The sequence below is a fragment of the Pseudoalteromonas peptidolytica genome (assembly GCF_012641745.1).
Lineage (GTDB): Bacteria > Pseudomonadota > Gammaproteobacteria > Enterobacterales > Alteromonadaceae > Pseudoalteromonas > Pseudoalteromonas peptidolytica.
The window spans coordinates 60208-75679 of record NZ_WEHZ01000015.1; the positions used below are offsets into that span (position 1 = coordinate 60208).

Here is a 15472-nt window from a genome sequence, read left to right on the forward strand (position 1 = left end):
ACTATAAACCAAGCTGCTTCAGTTTGATGGTATTTGTTTCATGGTCGTTTTTACCATAGACCTTAATCACTACTGCCACGCTATCCATCAGTTTGGTTGCTGCCATGCCATAATCACCGGTTTTATCGAGAACAAAGGTGGCCATAAAATGTCTCAAGGCGTGGGGGTTTATGCCATTCTCAATAAACCGCTCTGGCCAAAGTGCTTTGGCGGTCTTAGCTGTCCACTGTTGGATCACTTTGGCAAGTGCCTTACGTGTGTATGGCGCACCGCGGTCGCGCGTTTTGCTGTCTCTGGTTTGTATAAATACCGCATCACTCATGGTTGGCCAGGCCAATTGCGTCCTTATGGCTGCTAATCGATTTAGCAGTTTGATTGTAAATGGATCTTCTATTTTAGCCTCAATCATAGTGACTTCAAGACTACGGCGATTTTTGAGCCAATTGCGGGGAACTTTTAAATAATATGTGCCTGCATCTTTATACAAAACGGGTGTTTTCGCTTGAGCTGCAAAAGGTGCATCAAGCCATTGCATAGCGCACCAGTTTGAAATGCGTAATGGAGTTTTTATGCTAAGTGATAACCACACTGCCACCTGTAAAGGCAGTAACTGTCGTGCAGGTTCTGTTATTTTATCAGCAAACTCTACCATGGCTTCAATCATTAACTGTAATTCTGCCATACTCTGTGATAAGTCTGCATCCGCCCTATCGAGTAACCAGTGAATATTTCGACTGCCACTGCTTTGCTTATCATGTCGCCTTTCATTGATTTTATGTTTTGTATCTCTGATCCAAGTACCAATTTGTCGATGTAAATATATGGATTGACTCAGCCAGTCGTCGAGGCCATCAAATTGCTCCGTGCTATGGCCATCGTAGAGTATCCAGGTACACTTCGGAGCATGATACCTGGTTAAATAACCTGAGTTTGCCTCACATAGGCCATATAGCGGCGTAAGAAAAGCTAATAGCGTGTTATACACTTCACTTCGAAAACATGCGTGTGTGTAACCCTCAAGGAGTTCAACACAAGTAAGCATGCTAAGATCAAGCTGCTGAACTTCAATATCATGTGATGTCACAACCCACCGGAAGAAACGTAAGACTTGAGCGCAAAAGTTTTCAGCGCTGCTGTTGATGCCATCAGGGGTTGTTGTCCACCGCCCTGCGCCTTGTAGGGGAAGCGCTTCGCGCTTTCTCATCGCAAAGCTAGCTTGTGAAAGCGGCGGCGCGACTAACTTATTTTTGAAATCTAGCAGGGCGTTAATTTGTAACTGCAAGTGTGCTGGTAAGGTGTCGATTTCGGGTTGTTGTTTTGGTAACGGTACCTTTGGTTTAATGTGCTTGCTTAGCGAGCGCTGCTTATTGATGCGAGCGCACTGTGTGAGCGTGCCCATATCCAATCCAAAGAGCGTTTCTAATTTTGCCAGAGCTACAACATGCTGTGCCCTTGGCTGCGCGTCGTGACTCGTCCAGCGTTTTATTGTCCCAATTGGAATACCACTGTACTCATTGATTAACGTATGTAGTTGTCCTTTGTTTTTTTTAGGCCAATATTTAGCGGCATAGTGCATTAAACGTTGCCCCGTATTGGCTTGTTCATCTAATACGTGTGGATTAATGTGTTGTTTGTATGTGGTTGCCAGTTGAGTGAGGCGGCTGCGATAAGTTGTGATTGAATTTTTAGTAAAGGCATGGGCTTGTAAATGCTCGGACAACCTCGCTTTAAGTGATGCTAAAGTCTTTGCACAGAGGCAGGCTTTGATAATTGTTTGCTCATCAATGAGCATATCATGGCGTAATAGGTTCAAAGTCGATAGCAGATTCAATGCTCTTCGGTCACCCCGTGAGCTGAGTTTGCTTTTGAACGATTGATATTCTTTTAACGCCATGAGAGCAACTTATACTTTTATACAATAATGATAAGTGTAGCTTGGGCTACAATCACTAATCAAGCATAACACACTGCGGCGCAGGTATTTTGTCGACAGATAAGGAGGATTTTACCATTGTACAATAGTTGGAGTTTCGCTGTACGTCGTATCCATATTAATAGAAAAGCCGCTTTGAATGTATGGCTCGCATATACATACGGTGACACGTTGCTTGCGTAAATTTAGACAGATACCGAGAGAGAATATAAGGTTGTACAGCTAACCTATGTGCATTGTTTTATTTTATGTATTGTAACTGCCTGCCTTATAGTGCTTTGCGTTCAGCACTAAAATAAAACTAGATTGGAAGCTCTCTTGCAACTTGTTGTACAGCATCAGTCTTGATAAACTAGAACCAACCATTTCATTGTACAATTGTAGTTGTAACTTACCTTGTACAATTATATGAACTAATGAGACGTGAATTTAGGGCGGTACCCTTAGTGAATACTAATCTGTATGACACAAAGCAGGCTGTTGAGTTTGATAAATTAACTGAGTCTTCGACTCATCACCGTGAAGCAAATTTTGCTAAACAGTCATTATTTGGCTTTCAGGCTGCTGTAAAAGAAGAAATAGAACAACGAATTGCTGCAAGTAATACCGATGGCGCAGCAGCATTGGCAATGGTGAGTACCTTTACTAAAGCTGCGAGCACCAAGCGTGACTACAGCCGTACAGTTGAAGAGCTATCCACTTATTACCTCGTTGATGCAATGCACTCACTGATATGTGATGAAGTATTGGTGGCCGACCCCGAGCATGGTTGTATCGTAAATCTCCATAGTAGCAACAAGGATGTTGAAGCTGCTTTGAGCGCGTTACAAAAAGAGATTAATCTTGATCAACTTTGTGAAGATGTGACTCCAGATCTGCTAAAGTATGGTGACTACACACTACGTCTTATTGCTGATGCCAATGGCGTGAGCGAAGTGATCGATGATGTTACACAAAATGATGTAGTGGCATTATATCGTCATGGAATGCCAGCCAAATTCTTAGTTCGAGAACAAGAGCGTATCCGTATCACACCCGCAAATTCTCACCTGCATTTTGCTCTTGGGCGAAATAAACTTCGTGTCGACCTGGGCGATGAATTGGGAGTATCGGTGCGAGATAAGCAGCACCTTGCCACCAAAATGCTACCTAACTATGTGCGAGTGGGTAAACCGCTGCTTTTTGGTGTACAGTCAAAACTAAAGGAGCTTCAACTACTTGAAGCGCTGGTGCCGGCAAGTAAGTTGCATCAATTAAGTACTCGGTCTTTGGTTGGGGTGTCGATCCCAAGCGCCACGGAGCCTAAAGAAGCCTTTAACATCGCCAGACGTTATGAAAGTTTATTGAATCAGAAAACCACGTTTAACGGTGAGGCGCAGTCACTGACAACGGTGGGAGATATTATGGCCACCGCAGGGAAAGCCAAAGTGTTACCTGTGTTTGGTGATAGGGGGACGCTGCAGGGAATGGATGTACCGGACACCGTAAATATTGATGATTTACTCGCGTGTATCCGTGATATTAGAGCAGCAGTATGCGCGTCGGTAGGAGTGCCGATTGAATTACTCTTTGGTGGTGAAACCTTACAATCTCAAGGAGAGTTTGAAAAACGTCATACGCGTTACTTACGAAAGGTAAAATCAATTCAAGGTGCCTTGGCAAATGGTTTAAAACAGCTTGCAATGACGCACTTAGCGAAAAAAGGCATTCAGTGTTCTGTACAAGAGATCCAAGTTCATTTCAGCCGTCAGGGAGTGGGCTTAGAGGCGCTTGATCAGCTCGAGTCAACAGAACAGGTATTGTTCTCTGTATCAAATTTACTGGCGTTTATGCAGGATCTGGATGATTCGGCACATTTTCAAGATAAAGTTGATTTCAAAGCCGTATTCGAGTGGAGCAGGCGTCAATTAAATATGGTTGGTGTGCTAGACCCGTTTTTGGTTACTAGAGAAACCGATGAGCCCCATAGTGTTGTGCTCGATAAACCCGTAAAAAAAGCGGCTTCAGGGGCCAAGAAGCAACCCGTAGAAGCAAAAAAAAATCTCCAGCCTAAACGCAAGCCATTAGAAGCATTGCATATGGATGAAGCTTCGCTAAGGCAGTTAGTAGACACCGCTGTTCAGCAATTATCACAAAGCAAAACAGCAAATAATGCTGAGCCAATACAAAGTGAAACATCAGTAAAACGCGACGCTAGAGTGAAAATGAGTAATGAGAAGTGATGAGGTTTGCAAAGCCTGCTGAGCGGGTACTGTTATTGTGCGAAGTGGGTCAGCTTGACTTGATTGATGAGGATGGGAGGGCGCCAGAACAGATCCCCGAAGATGTTTTGGATGCTTTTATTGAGCGAAGAAATCGCTTAGTTTATGGCGCCAGTGACTTTGCTAGAAGTGAGTGCATAGCGCATGGCTCAGTTGTAAATAATGCGATGCTGATGCGTGTTGCTAGCCGATTTCATGGTCGTACGGCTGGAAAACGAATGCACAAAATTTTGGGACGACATTTAGCTGTTCGGATCAGCGGGCAGGATGAAAAAAGCCTGCTAATTGTTCGGGAGCGTTTGTTAAATGCAGTGTCGTCCCTACGCAGCCTGCTATACACTGGGAATGAGGAGTACCAGACGTTAAGTCACCACATAGAGTGGCAGCAGGTGACGGATGTCGCCATCCCAATGCTGCTCAATATTGAGCAGAAATGGTTGCAAATAGACTGCTTATCAACAAAGGGTGAAGCTAACTTACCCTTGCAAGAAGACGAACTATGTATTTTGCTAGCTTTAGTCCATCCGGTTGAGCTAGGAAAAGCGTTCAACAAAGCCAACTGTACAGTGGATGCTGTGCAGTGGTTGCAAGATTCACAGCACCATTTGTACAACAATGATTCTAAGCAAGACATTGTACAACGACTGCGTGAAAAATTAGAGTTTAAATGAGGCAGCGCATGACAGAGCGTACACTATTTATCGACGCGTTCGATACGTCTAATGTGATCTACCAGATCAGTGAAGCGTCTGAACATACACAAGGTTTGCAAGAAACATCACAGGTAGATGGAGTAGGCATATTGGCGCGTGTTGTAGGGCCATTTTTTCTAGTCGATGGTACATCTCGCAATGGCCGTTTTTATACGCGTGAATTATGGCGTACTGCTATCGAGCGCAGCCAAGCTAAAATATCATCAGGAACTATGTTGGGCACAATCGGCCATACGCAGGCACTTGATGATCAGGCTCTATTGGAAGGAAGGGCATCGCATCGGATCTCTAAATTATGGATTGATGAGAAAAACAGCATAGGAATGGGTGAAATATTAGTGTTAAATACCCCAGCTGGTCGAGTACTGAACGCCTATCTTCGAGGCGGTGTGCAATTTCCTGTATCTAGTCGGGGTTATGGAGGCTATACGCCATACAAGCGAGACAATGCCCCGGTGATAGATGAAGCCAGCTTTGTACTTGAAACCTTTGATTTCGTGCAAGAGCCAGGTGTTGCTCAAGCTATTCCCTCGTTGGTCGAATCGCTCGATGATGAGGCCGCGAAATTACATCAGTCCATTCTTGAGCTGGCCAATACCAGCATTCAAACGAGTGTGGATGAAAAGAATGAGACCCCGTTAAAGACTAACCCCGTTAAGGATACTGTAATGAGTGAGAGTGCATCTACTATTGCGGCTCTAGCGAAACAGAAAAGCCACGTTGAAGAGAGTCTGGCAAAAGCTTATGCCGAACATGCGACACTGCGTAGCAAAAATGATTCGCTAAATGAGCAGGCAAAAACACAGGCTGAGCATATTGAGTTACTGGAACAAACACTGGCGGAAGTTCGCCAGCTCAACTCGAGTATGATGGCGCAGTTAGAAGACTATAAAAAGCTAGGTAGCGTATGTGAAGTTCAAGCAGCGTTAAGCAAAATAGGTGGGCAATACTCGACTGCACGAACACGAGTAGGCTCTTTGTCTGAGCAGTTATATGCAAACTTTTCCGTCAATTATGAAGACAGCGTAGTGCTGTCAGATAGCCAAGATAACACAGGCACAAGTCGATTAAGCTCGTTGTTTGAGTCGACACAGTAATACAGCTTACTCCTAATATGAATGCTCGTTATATCCAACGAGTGCTGTTGATAGTTTTTTATGAATTTTGAGGACAATACCATGTTACAAGAAACCGTAACGGGCCAAGCAATTGAGCGCAAAGCAGATCACTACTTCACGAAATACAAGCCTTTTGTCGAAGCATTAGAAAGAAACTCTTTATTGAGTAAAGTGCGTGCAATTAATACAACGGATGTCTATGCGTTGGGTAAGCAACTTGAAAACTTCCAAGTGTATAAGCGGCTTTGTGAAGAAGATGGCACATTATCTCAGTTGGGTAAGATCCCAGATGTTGCACTGGATGTGCTTACTGTCGCCTACGGTACTTCACCTTTATCTGCTATTGCGTCAATTCAACCAATTGATGAAGAACAAGGCACCATTTACTTCAAAAATATTGTATCCGGCGACTCACAGCTTAACTCAGGTGATTTATTATCAGGTGTGTCTGCAACGTCAAATGTGATGGGTGAAGCACTTGGTCAAACCCAAGCAGGTGAGAGCGACTACAGTTTCTCGCTAAAAAATGCGCCTGTGCAAGTAGGTTCTGTACGTGTTGAAATCGCAGAGTTGAATTTAGTTGCGCAAGACAATGGGTTAGGTCAGTTAATTGGTTTCGATATTCAAGGCACCATTGATTACGTCAATGGTACGGTTACTTTATCGACAAAGCATGCGCCAGAGGCGGAGCATACCATTACCGCTGCATATAGTGGTGATTATGACGCGGCAGATGACATTCCAAAAGTAGGGATGAAGTTTGCATCTAAAACGGTTCAAGCACGTTTATGGGCGTTAAAAGACACGATTGGTTTACAGCAGTCCTATGCTTTACGCCGCCGTTTTGGCATGGTAGCCGAAGATGAAATTGCACAAGACCTCGTCGCTGCCATTAACTCAGAGCAAATGAATACGGCTACGCGCATGTTATTAGCCAAAGCGCAGGGGGAGGTGACATTTAAGAAAAATGCACCCAGTGGTATTAGTTATAATGATCACAAACAAGGGTTTAAAGATGCTATTGCGCAAGCTGAAGCGACTATTTTAAATAATGCAGGCAGAGGCACTATTTCGGCAATGGTTGCGGGACGTAATGTCTGTGCATTGGCAGCAACTTTACCTGGCTTTACTAAGCTTTCTGACGGCGCTGCTGTAGGTCCACACATTTTCGGTATTTTAGATGGTATCTTAATTGTACGTGTGCCTAATCAACAGGTGATGGATGCTGATACGGCAGTCTGTGTTTATAAAGGTAAGTCAAATTTTGAAAGTGCATTGGTTAGCGCGCCTTATATGCCACTTGTTGTTACATCGGCACTTCCGCATGGTGTTAACCCGCTGGTTAACCAAAGAGCGGCTGCAGTATGGTCTGCAATTGATGTGCTTGTACCAAGTTTTATTACCAAGATCCGCTTAGTATAAGCTCGCGATACACATACTTCATAAGGTCGCATGTGTTGCGGCCTTTTTTGTTTTTACGCATTTGCTTTATTTAAGCGAATTTAAAAGTTGGTGAATGAGATAAGAAAATAATGGCGCTAACTAAAAACAAACCCGCACATAGTTGATAAGGCGGGTTGCTCAAATATAATGCAATTTGCGGCAAAAAAATCTACATACCTATTATCCAAAATAACCGCATTACTTTAGATAAACCATCATGGTCTGTACCCTGATGTTAACAATATTTTATGTTTATTATCAATGATTTTATTGCTAAATATGTAAAAATTACTCTGTATATATTAATGATAAATTTAATCTAAGTTCTGCGCTTAACGGGTTTAAATTCCAATTCACTTAATAGTGCATCAATGCGCTTGGCATCTTCTATACTGAGGTTTTCATCATATTGAGATATTTTAACCATTGAGTCATATGAATTTGCCAGTTCCTCGTCTACAAGACCCATATCACCCATATACAAGAGCATTTTACGAGCATCTGATATTTTAGCTGGTAATGCTGAAGCCGCATATTTTATACCCAGCAAATCTAACACAGCCATGATTTGAGCTTTTGATGCTTGCTCGTTTAAAACCAGCATATGGCGTACTATCCGGATCATTGCACCGTGACCTTTTTCAGCGCGTGCTATTTTACGGATCTTTTTCTTAGTTGTGGTAGGTGTGTACGCTGTGAACTCCGTGTCATTAGACGCTTCGCTGACCGTTGTTTTTTCTTCCACTGTGGTTTGTGTTAGCGCATGTTGCTCGGCGGCATCTGTCATTGGCACGTCAACATAGCTTTTAACTATGTAGGCATTTTGAATATCCGAAATCGCATCGGGTGTTAGAGCACTGTTGTTACTGAGTGGATCGGTTTCTGTTGGTATTGATTCATCAACAATGTCGATAGGTTTTTCGCGGCTTTGCTGGCCAAACATAGAGGAAAGAAAAGCGTCGGTATCTGGCATTAGAAAGGGGGATGCCTGCTGCGCTAATGTTTTTAATAGCTCTGGTATTGGTAAATCATCTAGAGCAATCAATGTCTCTGACAATGAAGGCAGCGGGTTGTCAATTGTCGCTTGTGCTTTACTTGGGAATTTCTCAAACTTTTTGTGATATTGGCGGGGCATTTTTTCCCATTGCACCTCGGTATCGAAAACGCTGGAGGCGGATTCTGCCCAAGTTGTGAGTTTATCAAGGTCTTTGCGTTTTTTATCAGACCCCTGTGCTTGTTTTGTTAGCTCGATGATTTGCTCTTCTGAGGTGGCAAACCAAAACGCATAATGAAGCTTAGCGGCAACAAGTAAGGCTGTATCGTTGGGCTTAAGTTGTGAAAGTCCGCTGTGCATTGCGGGTAAGAGGTCGTGAGCTATCGCTAATATCCCGTTAAACTCAGCTGCTGATTGCGTCATGTTGTCACCTTTATGTAAGCATGATGGTTTTTTTAAAGTGAAGGTTGAAGCAAGCCAAAATGACTGCACAACAGTAACTTTCAGTTCATTGTACAATAAAAGTCATTTTAGGCAACTTTTAAAAAAGGAGGTATCGATAAGTGATGATATTTTGTCAAAAGTGTTTGAATAACAGCCAATGTGATAGCTTTGTATTCCCTAATGCGTGACATTCTAACACGCTTAGCATACGATTATACAATTCGTGTAATGGTGCGCGGCAGGCTTTTTGAATGGAGCGAGTATGAATTTAGAAAATGCAAATTATATCGTTATGCCCAATACGTCGGCTGTACTCGTTTTGCCTGTAAATGGGGGAGAAACAGCAAGGTTTGTGGAAGTTGAAACAAAAGCTGCTCGCTACTTTTCCAGGGATAACTGGTTGTTTGATGCAGCGTCATTTCTTGAACAACACTCTCTAGCACAAAGGCTTAGTAAATTGGCGACATTCAAGGGCATTGCTACTGAAAAGTTTGAAGGTATATTAGAGAATGTGCTGGCATCAATTATACCAGGAGCTGAAGTTAACTATATGGTTTTTATAGAAAACGAGCATTTGCTTATTGCACATACGGATAGCGTGATCCAAAACCATTTAGTTTAATAGACTTTCTAAATATCTTATAAATACAGGTGATTATTGCATAATCTAGCCTTTAACGGTGCAATAGCCATTACTGTGGGAGCGTTATTTCTCATTGCATAATGAGTAAGTGATCTGAGGTACTATGTTAAATGATATGCTTGACTGGGCCCGAAATCGTTGGGGTTACGTAGGACTGGCATTAGATTCAGACGGGTTTGTCGTCATTAAAACGGTAGATGGCCGATGTGAACGTTGGTTATATACAGGTATTAATGCGCATTTTGATTTCGTCGAGCAAGCGGTTCAGTTAGTTATATTTGACTCGGTGTCTAATCTCACATATCGAGAGTATCAGGTTGCATGGCGTACTGAACATGCCGTTCGTTGTCTAGATAGTGCTGCAGACGAGCAAGACATAGATATTGGCGAATTAGACTATTGCCCAAAATGCTACGCCCACAAAATGGTGCAGTTTTCTCAGGGTCGAGCCATGAAGTTATGTAGTAATTATGCAGTATGTTCAGGGAAGTCAAAAACCAATGGTAGAATTTATCCACTAGAGCACCTTAATGCTGATCAGCAGCTCTTTCTATTGTCTCATGGCAATGATGATTTAGGTTATCCCGCAGGCGCAATTTGTGCGTCTATGACACGCAAATTGGGTCTAACTACGGGCGAAGAGTTGTCGCAGTCAACGGTAGGGTTGTCCCTCGTTGAAGATAGTGACCTTATCAAAACGTCTGAATTTACTTTACTTAATTACCCGTTTAGTCACTTTAACCGAGTGCAATCGACGCTGCTTAAAAATCAGATACATACGAAAAACGTGAACTTGGTACTGGGTACTGCAACCAGTAGTGGTAAAACGGTGTGTGCCGAGTTATGTATGGCGCATACATTAGCCAAAGGAGAAGTGGTTGTGTATGTGTCTCCGCTTCGCTCATTAACCCAAGAAAAATACGATGACTGGTCACACACATTCGGTGCTCAATACAAGATAGCGATATTGACGGGAGACTATGCCTTATCACCAGATAAAAACGATGAAATAAATCAAGCGGATATCTTGTGTATCACCTCTGAAATGCTGGACTCTCGGACTAGAAAGTATGGTAGTGAGCGTAGTGCTTGGATCGACAGGGTTGGCTTATTGGTGGTTGATGAGTCTCACATTATTGGCACGGAACGTGGCCATGCTGTAGAAGCTGGTTTAATGCGTTTTACTCAGTTTAATCAAGCGAAAATTCTATTTATGTCTGCTACGATGCCCAATGTGGAGCAGTTTGCACAGTGGCTAAGTGTATTAAATGGTTTGCAAAGTGAGATCATTAATTCTCCTTGGCGGCCAACTCCCCTTACTTGGCATTTTCCGCGCTATGTAGACAATGGTAATTACAAACAAAGTAGAGACAGTCGCATCAATGAAGCGCTCAAGAAAGTGACAGATGCCGAAAAGTCAGATGAGAAATATCTTCTTTTTGTCCATGATAAGGCAACCGGCGCAGACCTATTAAGAAAGGTCAGGGCGCAGGGCATTGACGCTGAGTTTCATAGTGCCGATTTGAAAGTAAATATCAGGCAACAAATTGAAAAAGAATTTAAAGATCCGCACGGAAAACTACGAGTTTTAGTATCCACCTCAACCCTTGCATGGGGGTGTAATGTGCCAGCACAAAATGTTGTAATTGTGGGCACAACTCGAGGTTTGTCTCCAGTGGAAATAGAAGATATTTTACAAATGGCTGGCCGTGCAGGGCGCAGCCTTCCAGCTGATTACTTTGTTGTTGCTCCTGATGGAAATAGTTACGCCCAGTCTAGTTTGGATAGATTGTCGTTAAGAATATTAGATAGTGTTGCTGAGTTAGATATGTCCACTGCGGGGTCGGTAATAGATATCCGCCACGCAGGTAATCAACAAGATATCAAAGCCGTGGATAATGAAGCGCGCCTTCAGAGAAGAAAGCGTAAAGTGAACATGCGACAGGTTAAAGACCATCAAAAGGTTATCCTGGCTCAAAGCGTCGAAGAAGCCAAGGCGTGGATCGCACACAATGATCCCCAGTATCTAGCACGCTATCATGGGCACTGCTATCTTATTTGTGCGCAGCCAAAAGTTTGGGAACATCGTATACAGCAAGCTAAGCCTGTCCATAGCCGACTGGTCAATGAAGCTACCCTCGGCTTTCATATTCTCGCTGAAGTAGATGCGGGTACGATTCATAATCAACTAGATTTGGTTAACTGGTTTGACCGTTCTTTAGCGAAACTGCAAGGCTTGGTTGAGCAAAAAGTGGTTGATAGCGTCTTGGGAGATTTACTGCGTACACAGATGCTCAAAGGACATGACGAACAGTACAAAATAACTGAGATTGGCAAAGTTTCATCGCGTTGGTACTACAAGCCAGAGGATGTTTTTCATTGGCATACGGCGTTACGATTTGTAGACCATGCTCAGATTTGGGATAACGATGATGCGTTGGCCTGGGCTATCGCTGGGGCTCCTTCTTATAACACAGACTACATTCAACGTAGTCAGGCGAAGCTAGTCGATGACTATATGAAGCGTTTGCAACGGGTGGTACCATTTGCGTCGGAAATGGCATTGCCAGCGGATATGGCGACATACCTCAGTGGCAAAACGGTGCAATACCAAAAGATAAACGGTTTTAAATATGACCTTTCACGTGTCTTTCAAGCCTTAAGACAAATCGCTAAAGCCTGTGCTATCTCGCGTCCTGATGGATATTGGCATATGTTAGAAACCCGATTTAGATATGGCACAACGGCTGATTCCGCGAAGCTGCTTTGTGTTGAGGAAGTGGGGGTGATGAATATCCGCAAGCTTGTGAAAGCGGGAATCGTAAGTTTAGACGATTTTATTGATGTAGAGCGACGATCTGAGGTTACACGGATTTTGGGTCATAAAAAGTTAGAGACCGCACTGGCTTCGGCGAGAAAAATCATACGAAGCCAATATGGCGTAGAGTAATGTGCTTGCAAGCAGGCTACGGTTAGTAACGTAAAAGCCTGCACAGATAATGCAGTTTGAAAGTGACACATCAACTGGACTTGCTCAGCAATGGATCTCTTTTGCGATCCGCTGCATCAGTTTTGGTTTGATCACTGCACCAATGTTTTTCTCGATAACATTGCCGTTGAGCATAAAGTGCAGAGTTGGTATCACATCAACGCTCGCATTCTTTAACGCATCGCCACATTCGTCAATATTCACTTTCACAATAGTAAGATGTTGCGTCAATGTGTCGGGCAGCGCCTCTAGTGCGAGTCCCAACTGTTTGCAAGGGCCACACCAAGGCGCATAGTAGGCAACCAATGTGTAACCTTGATTGATTAGCGTATGGACATTTTCATTCGTTGCATATTGTATGTTACTCATTACAAGCCTCCAATTCAGTCATTAGTTTTTGCATATTTGTGGCTGAATTTAATACTCATTATCTTTTAATACTTGCCCAATCTGAAGGCGTTACTTCCAAGAACCTGCTATTGCTGCATAAGCTAACCTTTCCTACAGGAGGCAGAGGCCTTAGCGAGAGCAGGACGCGCAAGCGGCGTTATCGCCAAAACTATATCTGGCTAGATAACCTAAGCTAGGCTTAATAAGTTGTCTTCTCACAGCGGTTATCCTTTACTGCTGCGCTAAATTTGTTTGCAATAGGCTATCTACTGATGCACAAATTTGCTTCGTATTAAGACATAACTTATGGCTTGCGTGATATTATGCCTATTGAGCTTAGGTGTTTTCGTTGAGTAACCCACTTGTTACCCCGAGTTCAGATTAAATAAATAAAACCACTTCGCGAATATACCTATATTTTAATAAGCAATCTAGAGTATGAATAATACAAGTATATTGTACAATATGGGAACTGGATTTTGATGACTTGAGAAGAGTAAGAAGGTGGGCAAGAGGTTGATATCGTTTCTTGCCCTTAAAAAAGGTTACATTAAACAGCTTCACGAAGACTGATTACGACTTCATCCTTTTCAGAGACAAAATAGAGCTTTTCAGCTTCTTCAGTTAATGCCGATTTTTCAAAAATAGCTTCGAGTAATGGCAGAAAGTGTGCATTAATGATGTCAGGATCTAGACTTAAAATCATTTCAAAAAGTCCGCCATCGTTTTTGTTTTGTTCATTTGCTTTTTGTAACAGCGCTATCATTGAAGTCATTACTTTTGCTTTAGGAAGTAATTGCTTACAGGAGACTGGTGTTTTGCTTGCGACAAACTTTTTACCCTCAATGGAAGGCTGTGTAGAGGTTTTGAGTAAATCCATAAGTGAAGACTGTGCCTCTTCAATGCGAGCGTCTAACAGGTCACGAGCAGCAGTTAAAGCCCCAACTTGGTCAATAGCCGAGCCAACTTTAGCCTGTCTTAACTTGGCATTATTTCCGCTTACATTTGCAAGTTTGATGGTAGGAGCTTGGGCGATAGCTTTGGCGCTAGCCGAAGAGCCATCGATATTACTTTTCTCGTGCACAACTCTCTTAAATTTCATAAATTAGCCTCACTGTTAGCCCCGATTTGATAACAGCCTAGAAAGATTAAGACTGACAAAAACTAAACTTTAATTTAAAAGTTTTATCATAACTTTTTGATATAGCTCTAAAATATTAATACCAATGCTCATTTAATTAGCAACTAGCTGTGATTTGTACCTAATTCACTAGCGAGTCTTCCTGATACACTATTTATTGCATTTGCATTCGATGTAAATCACTGCAATGCAACCCATTACGCTATATCCTAGACAAATCTATACGTTACGACGCTGACTGTCAAATCAAAATAGTAAATTTTGGCCTCCGAAGTCCTGTTTTGGTGCGCTTTCTCGTTTGCTTGGTTGCAGCAATTGCCCAACATGAAATTATGCTGAATATGTTCGTAAGTATTGAAAATAAAGAATTTGTTGTACAACAATTTTCATTATAAGCAGTGTTGTCGCCGTTGTTCATTTAGTCATTAAAAGTGGTATTTCAGCCAACTGTATTAGATCACTCTTTGATAAATTCAGTTGACTAATCGTAGGTGGTTGATAATTGTACAACTTGCTTGTTGCTTTAAGGTGCCTGTACTATGTTGCAATGTTTCTATTCTTGTTACAATTGATTATTGACAAGGGGGATTAAAGCTTGGATACTCCTGCACACTAATTAGATTTCTTGTAACATGCGGAGTATATTCGTTTCCGATGTACATTAAATGAGACATATAAAGACACCATAAGATTTACGCTAATTGTTACATAGCACATTTGCAATGTGAGAGAGAATAGTAAATGCTCTTACAGCATGTGACTCTGCAATATGATGATTTTAAAGCGTATATTTTAAAGGTGATATAAGTGCTTTAAGTAGACCCAACCGAAAAGCTACTCCTGCTTAAGGAGTGGCTTTTTATTTAAATAACTACAGGCATATAGCTCAAAAATTTAGAATCTAGGATGGTACTTATGGATACGCAGATCCAAAAAATATGCGCTAGCTTGGCGCAGGGAGATCCCGCTTCATTGATAAAAGGACTTGTCATTGGTTATGATGAGCAAGGACAGTTGAGATTATATAATGCTGATATGAGCGCAGAAGAAATTGTAATTGCAGTTGAAATGGCAAAAGCCCGAGCTCTGGGGCTAATATCAAACAAAGAACTACCCAGTGCGGTTGCTAACTGCTTGGCTTCAAGAGAGTTTGTAGGTGAAGAGCACGCTTTTTCATCTTGTGATAGTGCTTGCAGTCGGCGACGTCAACGTCGAACTTCTAATTTAGAAAGCTAGATGTTACTTAGTCGGTTATAAAGTAGGTTTTCGTTTTTGCGCTGCGAGTGTTTAAGCGCACCGTGGTACAATAGAGAAAATCACATAACTGGCCTCTACCAATTTAGTGACGTTAATCTGTTATCGAATCGATAGAATTAAATTGTACAATATCTATCAAATTATAA

Annotated in this window: 11 protein-coding genes; 7 read left to right on the forward strand and 4 right to left on the reverse strand. The window is 42.3% G+C overall.

The annotated features are described in order from the left end of the window. Position 1 precedes the first annotated feature (1 nt). Entirely contained in the window at positions 2–1894 is a 1893-nt protein-coding gene (locus F9Y84_RS11395; protein ID WP_147388896.1) for a site-specific integrase, read from the reverse strand. Positions 1895–2379: 485 nt separating this feature from the next. On the opposite strand from F9Y84_RS11395, the gene F9Y84_RS11400 reads away from it, so the two are divergent. The 4 genes from F9Y84_RS11400 to F9Y84_RS11415 all read left to right on the forward strand — a co-directional run bounded on the left by F9Y84_RS11400 (position 2380) and on the right by F9Y84_RS11415 (position 7447). Next, positions 2380–4155 (forward strand): hypothetical protein, encoded by a 1776-nt coding sequence (locus F9Y84_RS11400; protein ID WP_147388895.1) that lies wholly within the window; start codon positions 2380–2382, stop codon positions 4153–4155. Further along, positions 4155–4865 carry a hypothetical protein gene (locus F9Y84_RS11405; protein ID WP_147388894.1) on the forward strand — a complete coding sequence of 237 codons (711 nt, stop codon included), beginning with the start codon at positions 4155–4157 and terminating at the stop codon, positions 4863–4865. Before F9Y84_RS11400 ends, F9Y84_RS11405 begins: the two co-directional genes overlap by 1 nt. An 8-nt stretch (positions 4866–4873) precedes the next feature. After that, the gene (locus F9Y84_RS11410; protein WP_167508209.1) at positions 4874–6004 is read left to right on the forward strand and encodes a hypothetical protein; all 1131 of its coding nucleotides are present in this window, start codon (positions 4874–4876) and stop codon (positions 6002–6004) included. An 81-nt stretch (positions 6005–6085) separates the two neighbouring features. Then, on the forward strand, positions 6086–7447 hold the full coding sequence (locus tag F9Y84_RS11415) for a hypothetical protein (RefSeq protein WP_147388892.1): 1362 nt from the start codon (positions 6086–6088) through the stop codon (positions 7445–7447). Between the two features lie 340 nt (positions 7448–7787). Here F9Y84_RS11415 and F9Y84_RS11420 read toward each other — a convergent pair whose 3' ends face one another. Then, complete coding sequence (locus F9Y84_RS11420; protein ID WP_147388891.1) at positions 7788–8885, reverse strand: hypothetical protein; 1098 nt, start codon at positions 8883–8885, stop codon at positions 7788–7790. Positions 8886–9168: 283 nt separating this feature from the next. On the opposite strand from F9Y84_RS11420, the gene F9Y84_RS11425 reads away from it, so the two are divergent. Next, a complete protein-coding gene (locus F9Y84_RS11425; RefSeq protein ID WP_147388890.1) occupies positions 9169–9528 on the forward strand; it encodes a hypothetical protein in 360 nt (119 codons plus the stop codon). Positions 9529–9652: 124 nt separating this feature from the next. Next, positions 9653–12499: a DEAD/DEAH box helicase gene (locus F9Y84_RS11430; RefSeq protein ID WP_147388889.1), complete on the forward strand. Its 2847-nt coding sequence runs from the start codon at positions 9653–9655 to the stop codon at positions 12497–12499. An 84-nt stretch (positions 12500–12583) separates the two neighbouring features. On the opposite strand, the gene F9Y84_RS11435 is transcribed toward F9Y84_RS11430, so the two are convergent. Beyond that, positions 12584–12907: a thioredoxin family protein gene (locus F9Y84_RS11435; RefSeq protein ID WP_147388888.1), complete on the reverse strand. Its 324-nt coding sequence runs from the start codon at positions 12905–12907 to the stop codon at positions 12584–12586. A 571-nt stretch (positions 12908–13478) separates the two neighbouring features. Further along, positions 13479–14030, reverse strand: a complete 552-nt coding sequence (locus F9Y84_RS11440; protein WP_128731803.1) for a hypothetical protein — start codon at positions 14028–14030, stop codon at positions 13479–13481. Between the two features lie 954 nt (positions 14031–14984). On the opposite strand from F9Y84_RS11440, the gene F9Y84_RS11445 reads away from it, so the two are divergent. Continuing rightward, on the forward strand, positions 14985–15305 hold the full coding sequence (locus tag F9Y84_RS11445) for a hypothetical protein (protein ID WP_125251933.1): 321 nt from the start codon (positions 14985–14987) through the stop codon (positions 15303–15305). Positions 15306–15472: the final 167 nt, after the last annotated feature.

Coding starts and splice junctions, on each gene's coding strand:
- F9Y84_RS11435 (WP_147388888.1), bottom strand. CDS start 12,907: ATGAGTAACATACAATATGCAACGAATGAAAATGTCCATACGCTAATC.
- F9Y84_RS11415 (WP_147388892.1), top strand. CDS start 6,086: ATGTTACAAGAAACCGTAACGGGCCAAGCAATTGAGCGCAAAGCAGAT.
- F9Y84_RS11395 (WP_147388896.1), bottom strand. CDS start 1,894: ATGGCGTTAAAAGAATATCAATCGTTCAAAAGCAAACTCAGCTCACGG.
- F9Y84_RS11405 (WP_147388894.1), top strand. CDS start 4,155: ATGAGGTTTGCAAAGCCTGCTGAGCGGGTACTGTTATTGTGCGAAGTG.
- F9Y84_RS11420 (WP_147388891.1), bottom strand. CDS start 8,885: ATGACGCAATCAGCAGCTGAGTTTAACGGGATATTAGCGATAGCTCAC.
- F9Y84_RS11445 (WP_125251933.1), top strand. CDS start 14,985: ATGGATACGCAGATCCAAAAAATATGCGCTAGCTTGGCGCAGGGAGAT.
- F9Y84_RS11410 (WP_167508209.1), top strand. CDS start 4,874: ATGACAGAGCGTACACTATTTATCGACGCGTTCGATACGTCTAATGTG.
- F9Y84_RS11430 (WP_147388889.1), top strand. CDS start 9,653: ATGTTAAATGATATGCTTGACTGGGCCCGAAATCGTTGGGGTTACGTA.
- F9Y84_RS11440 (WP_128731803.1), bottom strand. CDS start 14,030: ATGAAATTTAAGAGAGTTGTGCACGAGAAAAGTAATATCGATGGCTCT.
- F9Y84_RS11425 (WP_147388890.1), top strand. CDS start 9,169: ATGAATTTAGAAAATGCAAATTATATCGTTATGCCCAATACGTCGGCT.